The organism is Actinosynnema sp. NPDC059797, assembly GCF_042732085.1.
Lineage (GTDB): Bacteria > Actinomycetota > Actinomycetes > Mycobacteriales > Pseudonocardiaceae > Actinosynnema.
In genome coordinates this window covers 1-16,295 of sequence record NZ_JBHWIE010000165.1, presented here as the reverse complement: position 1 = coordinate 16,295, position 16,295 = coordinate 1, and the positions used below count along the sequence as shown (strand labels likewise).

Here is a 16,295-nt window from a genome sequence, read left to right as displayed (position 1 = left end):
CCACCGCCCGCGGCGGCACGCTGGTCCAGGTGGGCAACCTGCCCGGTGGCGCGGCGCCGGCCGTGCTGGGCGACCTCGTCACCCGCGAGATCACCTGGGTCGGCTCCTACCGGTTCGTCGACGAGATCACCGACGCCGTCCGCGCGCTGGGCGCGGGCCTCGACCTGGCGCCGCTCGTCAGCGGCGAGTTCGACCTGGCCGACGGCGTGGCCGCCCTCGAACGCGCGGCCGGCCCCGGCGGCGGCAAGGTGCTGATCAGGCTGGGCGGTGCGGCGTGAACGGCGTGGTCACCCTGGGCGAGACCATGGCGCTGCTGACCGTGCCCGCCTCCGGCCGGGTGGCGGCGCGGGCCGTGCTGGGCATCGGGGGCGCGGAGTCCAACGTCGCCATCGCCCTGGCGCGCCTCGGCGTGCCCGCCACGTGGCTCGGCCGCCTCGGCGACGACGCCCTCGGCGCCCTGGTCACCCGCGAGATCCGCGCCGAGGGCGTCACCGCGCCGACCTCGCCCGACCCGGACGCGCCCACCGGCATGATGGTCAAGGAGCAGCGCGCCGGCGGCCCGGCCCGGGTGCGCTACTACCGGCGCGGCAGCGCGGCGTCCCGGATGACGCCCGCCGACGTGGACGAGGCCGCCGTCGCCGCCGCCGACGTCCTCCACGTCACCGGCATCACCCCCGCCCTGGGCCCCGGTCCCCGCGCCGCCGTGGAGCACGCCGTCGCGGTGGCCCGCCGCGCCGACACCCTGGTGTCGTTCGACGTCAACCACCGCAGCACCCTGTGGTCCGACGAGGAGGCGGCCCCCGTGCTCGCGTCCCTCGCCGCCCGCGCGGACCTGGTCTTCGCCGGGACCGAGGAGGCGCGCCTGGTCCTCGGCCGAGGCGGTTCCGACGAGGACCTGGCGGTGGGCCTGGCCGCGCTCGGCCCCGCCACCGCCGTGGTCAAGCTGGGGGAGCGGGGCGCCCTGGCCCGCCACGCCGGCCGCACCCTGCACGCGCCCACCCGGCCCGCGCGGGTGGTGGACGCGGTCGGCGCGGGTGACGCCTTCGTCGGCGGCTACCTGTCCGAGCTGGTCGCCGGGGCGGGTGTCGAGCGGTGCCTGCGGATGGGCAACACCGTGGGCGGCTTCGTGGTCGGCGTGCCAGGGGACTGGGAGGGCCTGCCCACCAGGGCCGACCTCGCCGCGCCCGTGGCGGAGGTGGTCCGGTGAGGCCGCTGCCCGGGTCGTCGCGGTGGCCGTGCCGCCTGGAATAGAGGACAGTGGTTGACCGCATCCCCTGTCACGCTGGTCCCGTGCCGGACGACGACCGGAAGGACCCGAACACCGTGACGACCACGTACCCCGCGACCCTGGACGCCGAGCGCGCCGAGCTGCTCTCCGCGCTCGCGGCCGCGCGATCCGCCCTGGTCAAGACCACCGAAGGGCTCAGCGACGAGCAGGCCGGCGAGTCCCCGACGGTCAGCGCGCTGTGCCTGGGCGGGCTGGTCAAGCACGTCACGGCCGTGGAGGAGGCGTGGCTGCGCTTCGCGGTCGAGGGCACGTCGGCGATGAACTTCGACCTGCCCGACGGCGTCACCTGGGACGACATCACGGCCGGGACCGCGCGCGAGTTCCCGCAGTGGATGATCGACCGCGAGGAGGAGTTCCGGGTCCGACCCGGCGAGACGCTGGCCGGGATCCTCGCCCGCTACGAGCAGGTCGCCACCCGCACCGAGGAAATCGTCGCCGCCCTGCCCGACCTGTCGGTGACGCACCCCATGCCGGACGCCCCCTGGGCCGAGCCGGGGCAGGTGCGCAGCGTGCGCCGGGTGCTGATGCACGTCATCACCGAGACCTCGCACCACGCCGGGCACGCGGACGTCCTGCGCGAGGCGCTCGACGCGCGGAGGTCGAGCTGAGCGCGGTGGCGGACCGGGACCGGGGAGGGGCGACCCGGTGACGGTGCTGTGCACCCGGGCGCTCAACCGCGCGACGCTCGCCCGGCAACTGCTGCTCGACCGCGCCGACCTGCCGGTCCTCGACGCCGTCGCGCACCTGTGCGGCCTCCAGGCGCAGGAACCGCAGGAGCCGTTCACCGGGCTCTGGTCACGGCTGCGCGCGTTCGACCCGGCCGCCCTCGACGACCTGCTGACCGGGCGGCGCGTGGTGCGGACCCACCTCATGCGCCGCACCGTCCACCTCCTCACCGCCGAGGACGTGCTGGCGTGGCGGGCGCGCCACGACACCATGCTGCGCCAACGGGTGCTCGGCACCTACCGCGCCGAGTTGGCCGGGGTGGACCTCGACGAGCTGGCCGCGGCGGGCCGGGCGGTGACGGCGGACGGCGAACCCCGCACCGCGGCCGAACTCGTGCGGGCGGTCGCCGGGCCCCGGCCCGCGCCGGGACCGCGGGCGCTGGGGGAGATGCTGGTCGCCGCCCTCATCCCGATGGCGCAACTGCCGCCGCGCGGGCTGTGGCGCACCAAGGCGGGCGTCCGCACCGTGCCGCTCTCCTCGTGGCTGGGGCGCGAGGTCGACCCGCCGGCCCCCGACGGCTCCGACCCGGTCGGCCGCGCGCTGGTGCGGCGCTACCTGGCCGCGTTCGGCCCCGCCGCGACGGCCGACCTGCGCGCCTGGAGCGGCCTGACCGGGCTGCCGGCGGCGGTGGCCGCGGTGCGGGAGGAGCTGGTCTCCTTCCGCGACGAGCGCGGTCGGGAACTGCTGGACCTGCCCGACGCGCCGCGCCCCGACCCGGACACGCCCGCGCCGGTGCGGTTCCTGCCCGCGTTCGACAACGCGATCCTCGGCTACCACGACCGCCGCCGGATCATCGACGACGCGGACCGCGGCCTGTCGGTCGCCGGCGCCCGCGTCGTCCTGGTCGACGGGCGGGTCGCCGCGACCTGGACCGTCGAGGCGGGCGACGTGGTCGTCACGCCGCTGCGCGCCCTGTCGCGGGACGACCGCGACGCCGTCGCGGAGGAGAGCCGGGCACTGGCGATGTTCCTGTCCGACAACGACGACGACGGAGTCCGGGTCGCGCCCTGACCGGCGCCGGGCGCCGGGTGCGCGCGGTCAGGCCCGGAAGCGGTCGGCGTGCTCGGCGACCCACTGCGCGAAGGTGCGGGCGGGGCGGCCGAGCACCTCCTCGACCGTGCCGTCCACCGCGACGGCCTCCGGGGGCGGGGAGGCGTGCCAGCCGATGACGTACTCGGCGTCCGGGCGGGGGACCCCGGTGGCCGTCAGCCGGTCGACGGCCTGCTCGTGCGTGATCCGCTCGAACGCGATGTCGCGGCCCAGGGCCCGGGAGAGGACCGCGATCCGTTCGCGCGGGGTCAGGGGCTGCGGACCGGTCAGGTTGTAGGCGCGGCCCGCGTGGCCGTCGTCCAGGAGCGCGGCCACGGCGACGGCGGCGATGTCGGCCTCGTGCACCAGCGCGCTGGGCGAGTCGTGGGGCTCGCGCACGACGCCTTCGGCGCGGATCGAGCCGGCCCACGTCAGGGTGTTGGACATGAACTCCTGCGCCTCCAGGCGCGTCCACTCGACCCCGGAGTCCGCCACCGCCCGCTCGGTCGGACCGACGTACCCGCCCCACAGGACCGTCATCCGCCGCACGCCGGCGTCCAGCGCGCGCTGGACCAACTCGGCGCCCACCTCGGCCAGGCCCGTCGTCGCGGTGATGTGCAGCCCGGTGACCCCGGTGAGGGCGTCGGTCAGCGCGGCGGGCTCGGTGTGCGTGCCCGGCACCACTTCCACTTCGGTGGGCAGCTTCCGCCGGGCCGCGTCGGGGTCGCGGCTCAGGGCCCGGACCCGCTGCCCGCGTCGCAACAGCCCGGTCACCACGTGGCGGCCGGTGTTCCCGGTGGCGCCCGTTACCAGGACCGTCATGGTGGATCTCCTCTCGTCGCCGACGACGCTAGGAGCTGGAGCGAACTGGAGGTCCACCGGATGTGACGCCGATCATGGTGGGCGCGGACCCGTTCGACCGGCGGGTCAGGTGGGCGCGGAAGGGCGCCGGTAGGCGGCGCCCGCCACCGTGAACGCGATGCCGCCCGCGATGAACCACGGGTTCCACAGCAGGAGGGTCCACCACCTCTGGTCCGGACCCACGGTGTCCTCCAAACCGCCGGAGCCGGTCAGCAGCAGCGCCTCGACCACGAGGCCGCGGACCAGCAGGACGGCGCCCGCCGCGACACCGGCCAGCCGGACCGCCTTGCCGAGCGGACCGGGGCGGCGCGGCCGGGAGAGCGCCCACCCCACCGCCGCGCCGACCAGGCACAGCACGCCCACACCCCAGAGACCTCCCGCGACGAACCAGGCGGGTCGTTCAGCGGCCAGCTCGGGACCGGCGGACACGTCCAGCAGCGTGCTGCCGCCCAGTGCCCAGAAGAAGTGCGCGGCGGCGAAGACCACCGACCACCCGGCCGCCAACCTGGCGCAGCGGGCGCCCCGGATCGCTTGCTCGGACACGTGCACGGCGCTAAGCGATCCCGGCCTCGATCAGCCGCTTCCAGATCTCGCCCTGGTCGACCACCTCGACGCCGAGCTTCTCGGCCTTGGCGGTCTTGTTCGCGCCCACGTCGGCCCCGGTGATCAGGTAGTCGGTGTTGGTCGAGACCGAGGACGCGGTGGTCGCGCCCGCCTTCTGGCACAGCCGCTGGAAGGTCGGGCGGGGCACCTTCTCGCCGGAGCGCGGGTCGCTGATCGAGCCGGTGATCACCACGGTCTTGCCGGCCAGCGGCGCGTCGGAGGCGACGACGGGCGGCAGGTCCTCCTCGCGCACGTCCAGGGAGACGCCGCGCTCCCGCAGCCGCTCCAGCTCGGGCCGCAGCCGGGTCAGGTGCTCGATCAGCGAGGCCGCCACCTTCGGGCCGATGTCCTCCACGGCCACGAGGCGTTCCTCGCCGGCGTCGGCGACCTCCTCCAGCGACCCGAACCCGGCGCGGCACAGCCGGGCCGCCGTGCCCTCCGACGCCATCGGGATCGCGAACCCGATCAGCGCCCGGCGCAGGCCGACCGCGCGGCTCGCGGCGATCGAGTCGATCATGCGGGTCGCGGAGGTCTCGCCGATCCGCTCGAACTCCAGGAGCTGTTCCTTGGTGAGCGCGTAGAAGTCCGACGGGTGCTCCAGCAGCCCGGCTTCGGCCAGCCGCTCGATCCACACCGGACCGACGGCCTCGATGTCGGCCGCCGCGCGCGAGGCCCAGTGGACGAGCCTGCGCACGGTCTGCGCCGGGCAGGCCACGTTGGTGCAGAACAGCTCGCGGCTGTTGCCCTGCTCGGTCAACCCGTGCCCGCACGACGGGCACGCCGCTGGCGGCACGATCTCCCGCTCCTCGCCGGTGCGCCTGGACTCGTCCAGCACGCCCGCCACGAACGGGATCACGTCGCCGGCCCGGCGCACCAGGACCGTGTCGCCGATGCGGATGCCGCGCGCCCGGATCACCTCCTGGTTGGCCAGCGTCGCGCGGGTGACCGTCGTGCCGCCGACGAACACCGGCTCCAGGTGCGCGACCGGGGCGATCTTGCCGGTCTTGCCGACGTCCCAGACCACATCGGACAGCACGGTCGTCTTCTCCTCGGCGGCGAACTTGTAGGCCAGCGCGCCGCGCGGCGAGTTCGACCGCGTGCCGGCCGCGGCGTAGGCGTCCCGGTTGGCCAGCCGCAGCACCGCGCCGTCGAGGTCGTAGTCCAGGTCGTTGCGCCGCGCCTCGATCCCGGAGATCACCTCCTGCGCCTGTGCCGGGGTGTCGCAGTGCCGCATGTCGGCCACGTCGAACCCGAGCGCGCGCAGGCCCTGCTCCAGGTCGGCCGCCGCGCCGCCCTCGGAGGTGTCCAGGTCGAAGGCGAAGAACCGCAGCCGCCGCCCGGCGACCGTGGCCGGGTCCTTGGCCCGCAGCGTGCCCGCGGCCGCGTTGCGCGGGTTGATCAGCGGCTTGTCCGGGTGCGCGGTGTTGTAGGCGGCGAACGTGGACCGCAGCATCACCGCCTCGCCGCGCACCTCCACCCGGCCCGGCGCGTCGACCCGGTCGGGCACCCCGTCGGCCAGCGCCCGCACCAGCGGCGTCACGTCGTCGCCCGTGGTGCCGTCGCCGCGGGTGACCGCCCGCGCCAGCCTCCCGCCCTCGTAGACCAGCGACAGCGACAGCCCGTCCAGCTTCGGCATCACCACCACCGGCTGGCCCGGGAAGCGGCCGAAGAACGCCTCCACCTGCTCGGGCCTGGTCGCCTTCTCCAGCGACAGCATCGGGCGCGAGTGCCGGACCGGCGCGTGCAGCACCGCGGGGGCGCCCACCTGCTCCAGCGGGTTCGGGTCCGGCGCCAACCCCGGGTTGGCCTCGATCAGCCCCCGCAGCTCGTCCTCGATCGCGTCGTACTCCGCGTCGGCCACCAGCGGCGAACCCCGGTAGTACGCGTCGCGCAGCGACACGACCTGGTCGGCCAGTTCCCGGATCCGTTCCTCAACGTCCACGGCGCGCACGCTACCGGCAACCACCGACAGGAACCCCGCACAGCCGGCGGACCGCACCCGTTCCGGTGCGTCGCGCCACCGGACCGGCGTGCCGGGGGTGCGCGACACCCGCGCCGCGCACCCCCGGACCGTCAGTCGCCCAACGGGTTGAGCAGGTCCGCCTTGCCCTCGAAGGCGAAGAGCAGGAGGTCCGTCATGCGGAACGTCCGCCGGTCCGGGCCGAACGCGGGCCGCCACGACGGCTCGCGCACGATCGACGTCCGGCTGCCCTCCATCGCCCGGTGGAACACCTCCGCGACGATCCGGCCGCCGACCGGTCCCAGCCGGCCGCCGTGGAACTCCGCCTCCCGCAGGACGTAGAACCACAGCGGGGTCGCGGCGGCGACCGCGGCCCTCTGCTCCTCGGTCAGCGAGTCCAGGGACGCGCCGCCGTGGCCGACCAGGACCTGCTCCTCGGTCAGCGGCTCGACCCCCAGGAACTCCGCCATCTGCTGCCCGGTCGCCAGCCGGACCATGCCCGCCCGGGTCAGGTTGCGGAAGGCGAGGTTGCGCTGGACGTCCTCGACCACCGTGCCGCGACCGCTGAAGGTGCCCGCCGGCAGTTGGTCCAGCGGGTCCACCAGCAGGGAGTCGACCCGCATGGCCGCGTTGCCGCCGCCGGCGGGCGGTGCCAGGTCCGGCCGGTCGACCTCGGTGAAGTCGTACAGCCTGCGGAAGTCGGCGATCCAGCTGGTGGGCAGCGCGTCGACGCTCTCGTGGTGCGGGTCGTCCAGGTCGGCCAGCGACGACCCGCCGTCGAAGTTGCCGGAGGTGCCGCTGAACGCGAACAGGAGGAACAGCGTCCCGGGGATGCCGGTACCGGTGTTGAACAACCGGTTCCACTCGTAGGACGAGCGGATCATGCTGTGGCCCAGGCGGTACGCGGCCACCGCGAACTCCAGCGGCATCGTCGGGTGCGGCCCCACCGGCCGGCCCCGGCGGGGCGCCTCGAAGAACCGCCTGCCGTTGGCGAACACGTCGTCCACGATCGCCGGGTCCACGACGCGCGGCAGGAAGTCGTGGCGCAGCACCCACTGGTAGTGCCGCACCACCTGGCCGCGCGCCGCCTCGAACAGCCGCCGCCCGGTCAGGCCGCGCAGCGCCAGCTCGTCGACGACCTGGTTGTGGAACCTGATGAACGCCAGGTGCGTCTGCGCCACGGCGAGGTTCTCGTCGTTGCGCGGGTCCGGGATCAGCGGGCGCCTGCGCTCCTCCTCGGTCAGGCCGGACTGCCCGAACCGCGGCAGGTCGAAGCCCTCCATCGCCGGCAGGGTGACCTGCCCGTCGCCGGACGGGTCGCTCGCGGGCGAGGTCGTGCCGACCTTCAGCTTGACCCGGTCGGCGGCGTAGAACACCCGGTCGGCGTGGTCGTCCGGACCGCGGCCGTAGACCGAGTCGAGGTCCAGTGCGGGCGAGCGGCCCTGCACCAGCTCGTCGAGGGTCACGTCCTCGCCGAGCCGCGCCCCGGTCCGGTCCATGGTCAGGTCGTGGTCGACGAACTGGCCGAGGTAGGTGAAACCCGCCGGGACCGGCGGGTCCGAGGACTCCGGCTGCGCGCCCGCCGCGGTCATCGCGTGGGCCAGCGCGACCCTGGTCCCCTCGTCGAGCTGCGCGCCCTCCGGCCCCATCCGCGAGAACCGGAAGCGGCGCAGTTCCTCGACCGCGGCCGGTCGGCGCGTGAGCGCGTTGCCGTCGCGGTCGAATTCGATCACCCCTTCGCCGACGACGAAGAAGCTGTTCCGGCCGTGCTGTTCCATAGACCCCCCCGAGTCCGTGAGAAGTGCTCCCGCGCAATGCGGGAGCAGGGCGGTCACGCCCCCTGCGTACGCCCTTGCCTCCACGTGTACCAGCACTCGACCGCCGCGCGCAGGAATACGGGGGATTCCTGCCCTTTCCCCAGTCCACGTCACGCGGCATTTCCCGGGAATCGTCATTGAGCGATTACCGAGAGCGCACGTACACGCCGGCGCGGGCGGCGACCGCGGCGGCTTCGGCGGCCTGGTCGGCCACCGCCTCGTCCAGCTCGCCCGTGGTGAGCAGGTGGTAGTAGAGCGGGGCGGAGACGGCCCGGACCACCGCGTGGGCGTCCGTCCCGGATGGCGCCTCGCCCCGGGCGACGGCCTGCTCCACGCACGGCGCCCACTCGGCCACGCGGGTGGCGTAGAAGCCGTGCAGGGCGGTGGCCGCCAGGGGGTCGCCGGTGGCGGCGGCGATGACCGACTTGAACAGCGAGCCCTGCCGGGGGTCGGTGAGCGTCCGGTGGACGAGCCGGGCGTTGGCCTTCAGGTCCTCCAGCAGGTCGCCGGTCTCGGTGCGCGGCGAGGACGACTCGGCCATGTCGAGCAGCAGGTCGGCCACGAGCGCGGTCGGGGTGCCCCAGCGCCGGTACACCGTCGTCTTGCCGACGTCCGCGCGGCGGGCGACGTCGGCCAGGTCGAGGTGGGCGAAGCCCTGCTCGGCCAGGACGTCCCCGGTGGCCCGGAGCACCTGCTCCCGTACCCGGGCGGACCGCCCACCCGGCCGTGCCTGAGCCATAACGGGACTCCAGTTCCTTTAGTGTGCTACCTTAACGGCACCACAGTACCTTTAAAGGGGGAGGCGTCATGGAACACCGACGGCTGGGGGCCTCCGGGCTCCAGGTGCCCGTGCTCAGTCTCGGCGCGGGCACCTTCGGCGGGCGCGGCCCGCTGTTCGGCGCGTGGGGCGACACCGACGTGGCGCGGGCGCGCGAGCTGGTGGACCTCTGCCTCGACGCGGGGGTGACCATGTTCGACACCGCCGACGTGTACTCCGACGGCGCGTCCGAGGAGGTGCTCGGCGCGGCGATCAAGGGGCGCCGGGACCGGGTGATCCTGTCCACGAAGGCCGGCCTGCCCGTCGGCGACGGGCCCAACGACGCGGGCTCGTCGCGGTCCCGGCTGGTCAAGGCGTGCGAGGACGCGCTGCGTCGCCTGGGCACCGACCACATCGACCTGTTCCAGCTGCACGCGTTCGACGCGGGCACGCCCGTCGAGGAGGTCCTGGACGCGCTGCACGGCCTCGTCCGGGCGGGCAAGGTCCGCTACCTGGGCGTGTCCAACTTCGCCGGCTGGCAGCTGATGAAGTCGCTGGCCGCCGCCGAGCGGCACCACCACCCGCGCTACGTCGCCCACCAGGTCTACTACTCCCTCGTCGGCCGCGACTACGAGTGGGAGCTGATGCCGCTCGGGCACGACCAGGGCGTGGGCGCCCTCGTGTGGAGCCCGCTCGGCTGGGGGCGGCTCACCGGCAAGGTGCGCCGCGGCCGACCGCTGCCCGAGCGGAGCCGGCTGCACGACACCGCCGACTACGGCCCGCCCGTGGACCAGGAGCTGCTGTACGACGTGGTCGACGTCCTCGTGGAGATCGCGGCGGAGACCGGCCGGACCGTGCCGCAGGTCGCCCTCAACTGGCTGCTCACCCGGCCGACCGTCGCCTCGGTGATCATCGGCGCGCGCGACCGGGCGCAGCTGCGCGACAACCTCGGCGCCGTCGGCTGGCGGCTCGGCCCGGAGCAACTCGCCGCGCTCGACGCGGTGAGCGCCCGGACCGCTCCTTATCCGTACTTCCCCTACCAACGCCAGGAAGGGTTCGCGCGGGTCAATCCCAGCCTGGTCTGACCGCAGAAAAAGGGTTGATGAGCTGTTCGGCACAACAATGGGGTCCGATCGCGGTGCGGCGAATGGGTGCAGCCACTCTGGGTGTGTAACAGCCGATGTCCCGAATTCGACTCCCGTGGTGGCGAATTACCGCTGAAGGCACAGCGCACGAATCGCGAACCGCCGGTGGCGTCGGAGGGGTGGCCTGTCTTGGCGACGATGAAGTTGTTGCGCCTGCTCGTCGTGCTGTTGTCGACGGCGGGGCTGGTGGTGGTGGTCGAGGGCGCCGCGCCGCGGTTCGCCGCGGCGGCGCCGTGCGACGTCCCGGTGGTGAGCCGGGTGGCGTGCGAGAACACGAAACCTGGGGTGGACGACTGGCAGGTCGCCCACCGGGACGAATCGATCGTGGGCTATTCGACCGACATCAGCGCGACGCCGGGTGGCCGGGTCGATTTCAAGGTGCTCACCAGCGCCTCCTCCTACCGCGTGGACATCCACCGCATGGGCTATTACGGGGGCAAGGGCGCGCGGCTGGTCGGCTCGGTGTCGCGGAATTCCGCGCAGCACCAGCCGGCCTGCCTGCGCGGCACCGACGGCAGCGCGCTCATCGACTGCGGCAACTGGAACGTCTCGCTGAGCTGGGACGTGCCGGTGGACGCCGTGTCCGGGATCTACTACGCGCGGTTGCGGCGCAACGACACCGGCGCGGAGAACGAGATCGTGTTCGTCGTCCGCGACGACAGCAGCACCTCGAAGATCCTGTTCCAGACCTCCGACTCCACGTGGGTGGCCTACAACCGCTACGGGGGCAACAGCCTGTACTTCGGCGACGGCCCCGGGCAGGGCGGCCAGGCGTACAAGGTGAGCTACAACCGGCCCTACACCGGCGGCGACGGCGAGGAGAACTTCGTCTTCAACGCCGAGTACCCGATGCTGCGGTTCCTGGAGCGCAACGGCTACGACGTCAGCTACACCACCGACGTGGACTCGGCGCGGCGCGGTCACCTGATCAGGAACCACAGGGTGTTCATGGCCGTCGGCCACGACGAGTACTGGTCCGACGAGCAGCGCGCGAACGTCGAGGCGGCCCGCGCGGCGGGCGTGCACCTGGCGTTCCTGACCGGCAACGAGATCTTCTGGAAGACCCGCTGGGAACCCTCCATCGACGGCTCCGGCGCCGACTGGCGCACGCTGGCCTGCTTCAAGGAGACCAAGGGGAACCAGGACGACGGCCTGCCGGACTGGACGGGCACGTGGCGCGACCCGCGCCGCAGCCCGCCCAGGACGGCGGCCGGCCCGAGAACGCGTTGCTGGGCAACATCTTCACCGTCAACGGCCGCCGCGAGGACTCCCTCCAGGTGCCCGCCGCCTACGGCAGGATGCGGTTGTGGCGGCACACCGACCTCCAGAACATGGCCGCCGGCACCACCTACACCTTCCGGCCCGGCACCCTCGGCTACGAGTGGAACACGGTCCCGGACAACGGGCACCAGCCGGCGGGCGTGGCGCGGATGTCGCGGACCACGGTCCAGCTCAACGGCCCCTACGTGCTGAAGAACTGGGGCGACCTGTACGGCCCCGGCACCGAGACGCACGCGATCACCTACTACCGGCACCCCAGCGGCTCGCTGGTGTTCGGCGCGGGCACCGTCCAGTGGTCGTGGGGCCTGGACGACGAGCACGCCTACCGCACCACCACCTCGACCTCGAACCCCCGGATGCAGCAGGCCACGGTCAACTTCCTGGCCGACATGGGCGTCGCGGCGACGACGCTCCAGCCCACCCTGGTCCAGGCGACCGGCACCGCCGACGCGCAGCCGCCCGTGGTCGCGCACACCGCCACGCCCGTCCAGAGCGCGGTCGGCGCGCAGTACACCTTCTCGGGCACCGTGTCCGACGCGGCCGGGCAGGTGGCCGGTGTCGAGGTGTCCACGGACGGCGGCGCCCGCTGGCACCCGGCGACCTGGCAGGCGGGCCAGGGCACGTGGAGCCACACCTACGCGCCCACGGCCTCCGGGCCGGCGCAACTGCTGGTGCGCGCGGTGGACGACTCGCTGAACCTGTCCGCCCCGGTGGCCGCCCCGGTCGTGGTGGCGCCGCGCTCGTGCCCGTGCGGCCTGTGGACGGCGGCCGACGTGCCGGCCAACCCCGACAACGCGGACGGCACCCCGCTGGAGCTGGGCGTGAAGTGGCGCGCCCCGACCGCGGGCAAGGTGCACGGCGTCCGGTTCTACAAGGGCGCGGGCAACTCCGGCACGCACACCGGCTCGCTGTGGTCGGCCTCCGGTCAGCGGCTGGCCACCGGCACGTTCACCAACGAGACCGCGAGCGGCTGGCAGGCGCTGACCTTCGCCTCGCCGGTGGCGGTCGCCGCGAACACCACCTACGTGGTCTCGTACTACTCGCCGGCCGGCCGCTACGCGATGAACGCCGAGTACTTCAGCCGCGAGTCCCGGTACCTGGAGCCGCTGACGGGCCTGCGGTCGGGGGTGGACGGGCCCAACGGCATGTACCGCCTGGGCGCCGGCTTCCCCGACCGGAGCTACGAGGACAGCAACTACTGGGTCGACGTGCTGTGGTCGCCCGTGCCGTGACCCGGCCGGGCGAACCGGACGAGCTGCCCATTCCATTCGTTAACACAACTAATTAGTATGCGAGGCGCATGGTCCCTGTCACACACCGTGAGGAGCCGTTCGTGGCCGTACGCCAACGATCCGCCGCCCTGATCGCGTTCAGCACCCTGACCCTGCTCGGCCCCGCCGTGGTCGCCCTGCCCGCCCACGCCGCGCAGGACGACCAGGTCATGCTCGCCACCACGTGCAGCGAGACGCCCCGCGACCTGCCCGTCAACCAGTTCACCGACCACCGCGAACTCGGCGTCGAGCTGGACCGCATCGAGCGCGTCAGCAACGGCCGGGTCGAGGTGGAGCAGCTCGGCCACAGCAACCGGGGGCGGGCGATCTGGTCGGCCAGGGTCGGCACCGGTCGCAAGGCCGTGCTGCTGACCAGCGAGATCCACGGCAACGAGAAGACCGGCACGGACGCGCTGCTCCAGCTGCTCGACTGGGTCGGCACCAGCGAGAGCGCGAAGGCCAAGCGCTGGCGCAGCGAGCTGACCATCGTCGCCATCCCCAAGATGAACCCCGACGGCGCCGAGCTGGACCGCCGCGGCAACGACATGACCTGGCAGGAGGTGACCGCGCGCTTCCCGCAGCTGCGCGGCAGCCAACCCGCCTGGAACTACTACACCCGGTCGCTCCAGGGCGACGACTACGCGGCGCGGCCCGGGTTCGACATCAACCGCGACTACCACCCGGACCTGGACTACGTGCCGCGCCCGCAGGACTTCCCGGGCACGTCCGCGCAGACCGGGTGGTACCTCTCGCCGGAGACCCGGATCGTCCGGGACGTCTACCGCGGGCTCACCGCCGAGTTCGGCGAGGTGGACACCTACGTGGACCTGCACCACCAGGGCGCCTGCTACGTGATGCCCGACGAGCCGGACGAGTTCGTCACGCTGTCCATCTCCGGCAGGTTCGTCGACGACCCGGCGACCACGCCGGGCTTCGAGGAGTACGCCGACCGGTACGACCTGGACTACTCGAAGCGGCTCAACGTCGCGGTGCACCACGCCCTCCAGGCCGCGGCGGCGAACCGCCCGGCGTTCGGCAACGTCACGCTCTACCCGCAGGACACCAACCTGCCCGGCACCGGGCTCGGCTCGTTCGCGCTCAACGGCAGCGGCGCCGTGCTGTTCGAGGTCCGCGGCCAGACCCAGACGCTGGGCCAGCAGCACCGCGCCATGCTCACCCGCAGCGTCTACATCGGACTGGACGGGATGCTGTCGAGCATCGCCAGCGGCCAGGTGGACCGGCTCGACCCGGCCGACTACGACCGGATCCCACCGCGGGGCCCGAACATCGGCACCGCCGGCGAGGACGCCGAGCGCCGTGCCGCCGACCCGCGCCGCGACGTCCTGGAGGGCTGACCGGCGCACGCCCGCGGGCCCCCGGGGGATCGTCCCCCCGGGGGCCCGTCCGCCTACCGGGACTGGAGGGCGTCCACCGCGACGGCCTGGGCGATCACCACGCGCCGGTCCACCGCCGGGTCGTCGATCCGAATCAGGTAGTGGTCGCGGACCCAGGTCTTCTTGTCCACGCTGAACACCGGCCGGCCGTCGCGGGCGAAGTCGAAGTGGTAGCGGAACGGGAACGGGACGTTATTGACGAACGGGAGCATCCCCCACACGCGGCGCAGGATCGCCAGGCCCGCGTTGCGCTCGCTGCCCGTGGCCACCGGCGCGCCCGCCTGGTCGAGGTGCCAGGTGGAGTTGGTCAGGGACCTGCCGAAGTCCTTGCGGAACGCGCCGATGGGCCGGCCGTCGCCGTCGACCACGTCGTAGCCGCTGCCGAGGTCGATGACCTTGCGCGCGCGGAAGCCGGCGAGCACCTGTCCCTTGCCCGAGTCGGTGTAGATGGTCACCTGCTCCTTGAAGGCCAGCCGCTTCTGCTCGACGAACGCCACGAGCTGCCCCGGCTCGCCGCCGTCGTCGGCGAAGACCTCGTAGCGGTTCACCATCAGGGTGACCTTCTGGTGCATGTGCAGCACGTTCATCGCCTGCGTGAGCATCGATTCCCCCTGGACCTCGGTGGGCTGCAGTCTCCCACCTGGCCGCGTCGCTGTCCGCCCTTGGGGTACAGATGTTGCGAGCCGATAGCTATCGATTGACATTCGATAGGTAGCGGTCGATACTCGATGCATGTTCGCAGAGCATCGGGCTGTCGGCCCGTTGAGAATCTTCCTCGTCGTGCTGTTCGGGCTCCTGGTCGTGCTCCAGGTGATGTCGCTGCCCGGCCAGTTCGCGCACATGGCCGAGGAGTCGCCCGAGTTCGCCTACCTCAGGTGGCCGGCCACCGCCGTGTCGGTCTTCTGGGTGCTGTGCGTCCAGGTGGTGGTCGTGGCCACCTGGAAGCTGCTCACCCTGGTCAAGCACGACCGCATCTTCAGCGAGGGCGCGCTGAAGTGGGTGGACGCCATCGTGTGGGCCATCGCCGCCGGGTGGGTGACCCTGGTGGGCGTGCTGCTCTACGTCGGTTTCAACGCCACCGACCCCGGGCTGCCGCTGCTGCTGTTCCTGCTGTCGGTGGGCGTCGCCGTGCTGGGGCTGCTCATGGTCGTGATGCGGGCGCTGCTGCGGCAGGCCACCACGCTGCGCACCGACATGGAGTCGGTGATCTGATGCCCATCATCGTGCGCATCGACGTCGAGTTGGCCAAGCGCAAGATGAGCGTGGGCGAGTTCGCCGAGCGCGTGGGGCTCACGCCGGCGAACGTGGCGGTGCTCAAGAACGGCCGCGCCAAGGCCGTCCGCTTCAGCACCCTGGAGGCCATGTGCCGGGTGCTCGACTGCCAGCCGGGCGACCTGCTGGAGTGGGTGGACGACGAGGACGAGACCGCCGCCGACACCGCCGCCGAGGGCCACCGGTGATCGCCGTTCGCGGGCTGACCAAGCGCTACGGCGACGTCCTCGCCGTCGACGACCTGAGCTTCGACGTCGAGCCGGGCAAGATCACCGGCTTCCTCGGGCCGAACGGGGCCGGGAAGTCCACCACGATGCGGGTCGCGCTCGGCCTCGACCGGCCCACCTCGGGCGAGGTGCTGGTCAACGGCCGCCGCTGCGCGACGTTCGCCGAACCGCTCCGGGAGGTCGGCGCGCTGCTGGACCCCGGCGCGGCGCACCCCGGCCGCACCGGGCACGCCCACCTGCGCGTGGCCGCCCGCACCAACGGCCTCCCGGCGCGCCGGGTGGACGAGGTCGTCGAGCGCGTCGGGCTCGGCCGCGCCGCCCGCCGCCGGATCAAGGGCTACTCGCTCGGCATGCGCCAGCGCCTCGGGATCGCGGCGGCGCTGATCGGCGACCCCGGCGTGCTGCTGTTCGACGAGCCGGTCAACGGGCTGGACCTCGACGGCGTCCGGTGGATCCGCGGGCTGCTGCGGCAGCTCGCCGACGAGGGCCGCACCGTGCTGGTCTCCAGCCACCTGCTCGGCGAGATGGAGCAGATCGCCGACCGCCTCGTGGTCATCGGCCGCGGCCGACTGATCGCCGACGCGACCACCGAGCAGCTCCTCAACGGGCTGGGGCGCGTCCAGGTGAGGGTCCGCAGCGCGGAACCGGAGCCGCTCCTCGCCCG

Annotated in this window: 15 protein-coding genes and 2 pseudogenes; 11 read left to right on the top strand and 6 right to left on the bottom strand. The window is 73.4% G+C overall.

Translation table 11 applies throughout. From position 1 onward, the window contains the following. The 4 genes and pseudogenes from ACFV4N_RS27965 to ACFV4N_RS27950 form a co-directional block, all read left to right on the top strand. A pseudogene (locus ACFV4N_RS27965) lies at positions 1–278 on the top strand (L-idonate 5-dehydrogenase); the annotation flags it as partial. Then, on the top strand, positions 275–1,207 hold the full coding sequence (locus ACFV4N_RS27960) for a sugar kinase (RefSeq protein WP_499675584.1): 933 nt from the start codon (positions 275–277) through the stop codon (positions 1,205–1,207). The pseudogene ACFV4N_RS27965 and the gene ACFV4N_RS27960, both read left to right, overlap by 4 nt. An 83-nt stretch (positions 1,208–1,290) precedes the next feature. After that, on the top strand, positions 1,291–1,896 hold the full coding sequence (locus ACFV4N_RS27955; protein ID WP_499675583.1) for a DinB family protein: 606 nt from the start codon (positions 1,291–1,293) through the stop codon (positions 1,894–1,896). A 37-nt stretch (positions 1,897–1,933) separates the two neighbouring features. Continuing rightward, positions 1,934–3,025: a winged helix DNA-binding domain-containing protein gene (locus ACFV4N_RS27950; RefSeq protein ID WP_499675582.1), complete on the top strand. Its 1,092-nt coding sequence runs from the start codon at positions 1,934–1,936 to the stop codon at positions 3,023–3,025. Positions 3,026–3,052: 27 nt separating this feature from the next. Here the strand turns inward: ACFV4N_RS27950 and ACFV4N_RS27945 are convergent, their stop codons facing one another. The 5 genes from ACFV4N_RS27945 to ACFV4N_RS27925 form a co-directional block, all read right to left on the bottom strand. Continuing rightward, entirely contained in the window at positions 3,053–3,865 is an 813-nt protein-coding gene (locus ACFV4N_RS27945; RefSeq protein WP_499675581.1) for an NmrA family NAD(P)-binding protein, read from the bottom strand. Between the two features lie 105 nt (positions 3,866–3,970). Further along, a complete protein-coding gene (locus ACFV4N_RS27940) occupies positions 3,971–4,447 on the bottom strand; it encodes a DUF3995 domain-containing protein (protein WP_499675580.1) in 477 nt (158 codons plus the stop codon). Positions 4,448–4,457: 10 nt separating this feature from the next. Beyond that, positions 4,458–6,449, bottom strand: a complete 1,992-nt coding sequence (gene ligA, locus ACFV4N_RS27935; RefSeq protein WP_499675579.1) for an NAD-dependent DNA ligase LigA — start codon at positions 6,447–6,449, stop codon at positions 4,458–4,460. A 131-nt stretch (positions 6,450–6,580) separates the two neighbouring features. Next, positions 6,581–8,245 carry a peroxidase family protein gene (locus ACFV4N_RS27930; RefSeq protein WP_499675578.1) on the bottom strand — a complete coding sequence of 555 codons (1,665 nt, stop codon included), beginning with the start codon at positions 8,243–8,245 and terminating at the stop codon, positions 6,581–6,583. 184 nt (positions 8,246–8,429) lie between these two features. Then, a complete protein-coding gene (locus tag ACFV4N_RS27925; RefSeq protein WP_499675577.1) occupies positions 8,430–9,023 on the bottom strand; it encodes a TetR/AcrR family transcriptional regulator in 594 nt (197 codons plus the stop codon). A gap of 68 nt (positions 9,024–9,091) precedes the next feature. On the opposite strand from ACFV4N_RS27925, the gene ACFV4N_RS27920 reads away from it, so the two are divergent. The 4 genes and pseudogenes from ACFV4N_RS27920 to ACFV4N_RS27905 all read left to right on the top strand — a co-directional run bounded on the left by ACFV4N_RS27920 (position 9,092) and on the right by ACFV4N_RS27905 (position 14,093). Next, positions 9,092–10,126, top strand: a complete 1,035-nt coding sequence (locus ACFV4N_RS27920) for an aldo/keto reductase (protein ID WP_499675576.1) — start codon at positions 9,092–9,094, stop codon at positions 10,124–10,126. A gap of 198 nt (positions 10,127–10,324) precedes the next feature. After that, positions 10,325–11,347: pseudogene (locus tag ACFV4N_RS27915) on the top strand (N,N-dimethylformamidase beta subunit family domain-containing protein); the annotation flags it as partial. Positions 11,348–11,484: 137 nt separating this feature from the next. After that, on the top strand, positions 11,485–12,699 hold the full coding sequence (locus ACFV4N_RS27910; RefSeq protein WP_499675575.1) for a DUF4082 domain-containing protein: 1,215 nt from the start codon (positions 11,485–11,487) through the stop codon (positions 12,697–12,699). Positions 12,700–12,767: 68 nt separating this feature from the next. Continuing rightward, positions 12,768–14,093 (top strand): M14 family zinc carboxypeptidase, encoded by a 1,326-nt coding sequence (locus tag ACFV4N_RS27905; protein ID WP_499675574.1) that lies wholly within the window; start codon positions 12,768–12,770, stop codon positions 14,091–14,093. A 53-nt stretch (positions 14,094–14,146) separates the two neighbouring features. Here ACFV4N_RS27905 and ACFV4N_RS27900 read toward each other — a convergent pair whose 3' ends face one another. Then, complete coding sequence (locus tag ACFV4N_RS27900; RefSeq protein WP_499675573.1) at positions 14,147–14,734, bottom strand: LURP-one-related family protein; 588 nt, start codon at positions 14,732–14,734, stop codon at positions 14,147–14,149. A 130-nt stretch (positions 14,735–14,864) separates the two neighbouring features. Here ACFV4N_RS27900 and ACFV4N_RS27895 point away from each other — a divergent pair, with 130 nt between their 5' ends. The 3 genes from ACFV4N_RS27895 to ACFV4N_RS27885 form a co-directional block, all read left to right on the top strand. Continuing rightward, positions 14,865–15,344: a DUF2975 domain-containing protein gene (locus tag ACFV4N_RS27895; protein WP_499675572.1), complete on the top strand. Its 480-nt coding sequence runs from the start codon at positions 14,865–14,867 to the stop codon at positions 15,342–15,344. Further along, on the top strand, positions 15,344–15,592 hold the full coding sequence (locus ACFV4N_RS27890; RefSeq protein ID WP_499675571.1) for a helix-turn-helix domain-containing protein: 249 nt from the start codon (positions 15,344–15,346) through the stop codon (positions 15,590–15,592). The genes ACFV4N_RS27895 and ACFV4N_RS27890 overlap by 1 nt, the downstream gene beginning before the upstream one ends. Continuing rightward, positions 15,589–16,295: ABC transporter ATP-binding protein (locus ACFV4N_RS27885; protein ID WP_499675570.1), on the top strand; the 707-nt coding region annotated here is incomplete at its 3' end. The genes ACFV4N_RS27890 and ACFV4N_RS27885, both read left to right, overlap by 4 nt.

Coding starts and splice junctions, on each gene's coding strand:
- ACFV4N_RS27945 (WP_499675581.1), bottom strand. CDS start 3,865: ATGACGGTCCTGGTAACGGGCGCCACCGGGAACACCGGCCGCCACGTG.
- ACFV4N_RS27930 (WP_499675578.1), bottom strand. CDS start 8,245: ATGGAACAGCACGGCCGGAACAGCTTCTTCGTCGTCGGCGAAGGGGTG.
- ACFV4N_RS27925 (WP_499675577.1), bottom strand. CDS start 9,023: ATGGCTCAGGCACGGCCGGGTGGGCGGTCCGCCCGGGTACGGGAGCAG.
- ACFV4N_RS27920 (WP_499675576.1), top strand. CDS start 9,092: ATGGAACACCGACGGCTGGGGGCCTCCGGGCTCCAGGTGCCCGTGCTC.
- ACFV4N_RS27910 (WP_499675575.1), top strand. CDS start 11,485: ATGCGGTTGTGGCGGCACACCGACCTCCAGAACATGGCCGCCGGCACC.
- ACFV4N_RS27905 (WP_499675574.1), top strand. CDS start 12,768: ATGGTCCCTGTCACACACCGTGAGGAGCCGTTCGTGGCCGTACGCCAA.
- ACFV4N_RS27900 (WP_499675573.1), bottom strand. CDS start 14,734: ATGCTCACGCAGGCGATGAACGTGCTGCACATGCACCAGAAGGTCACC.
- ACFV4N_RS27895 (WP_499675572.1), top strand. CDS start 14,865: ATGTTCGCAGAGCATCGGGCTGTCGGCCCGTTGAGAATCTTCCTCGTC.
- ACFV4N_RS27890 (WP_499675571.1), top strand. CDS start 15,344: ATGCCCATCATCGTGCGCATCGACGTCGAGTTGGCCAAGCGCAAGATG.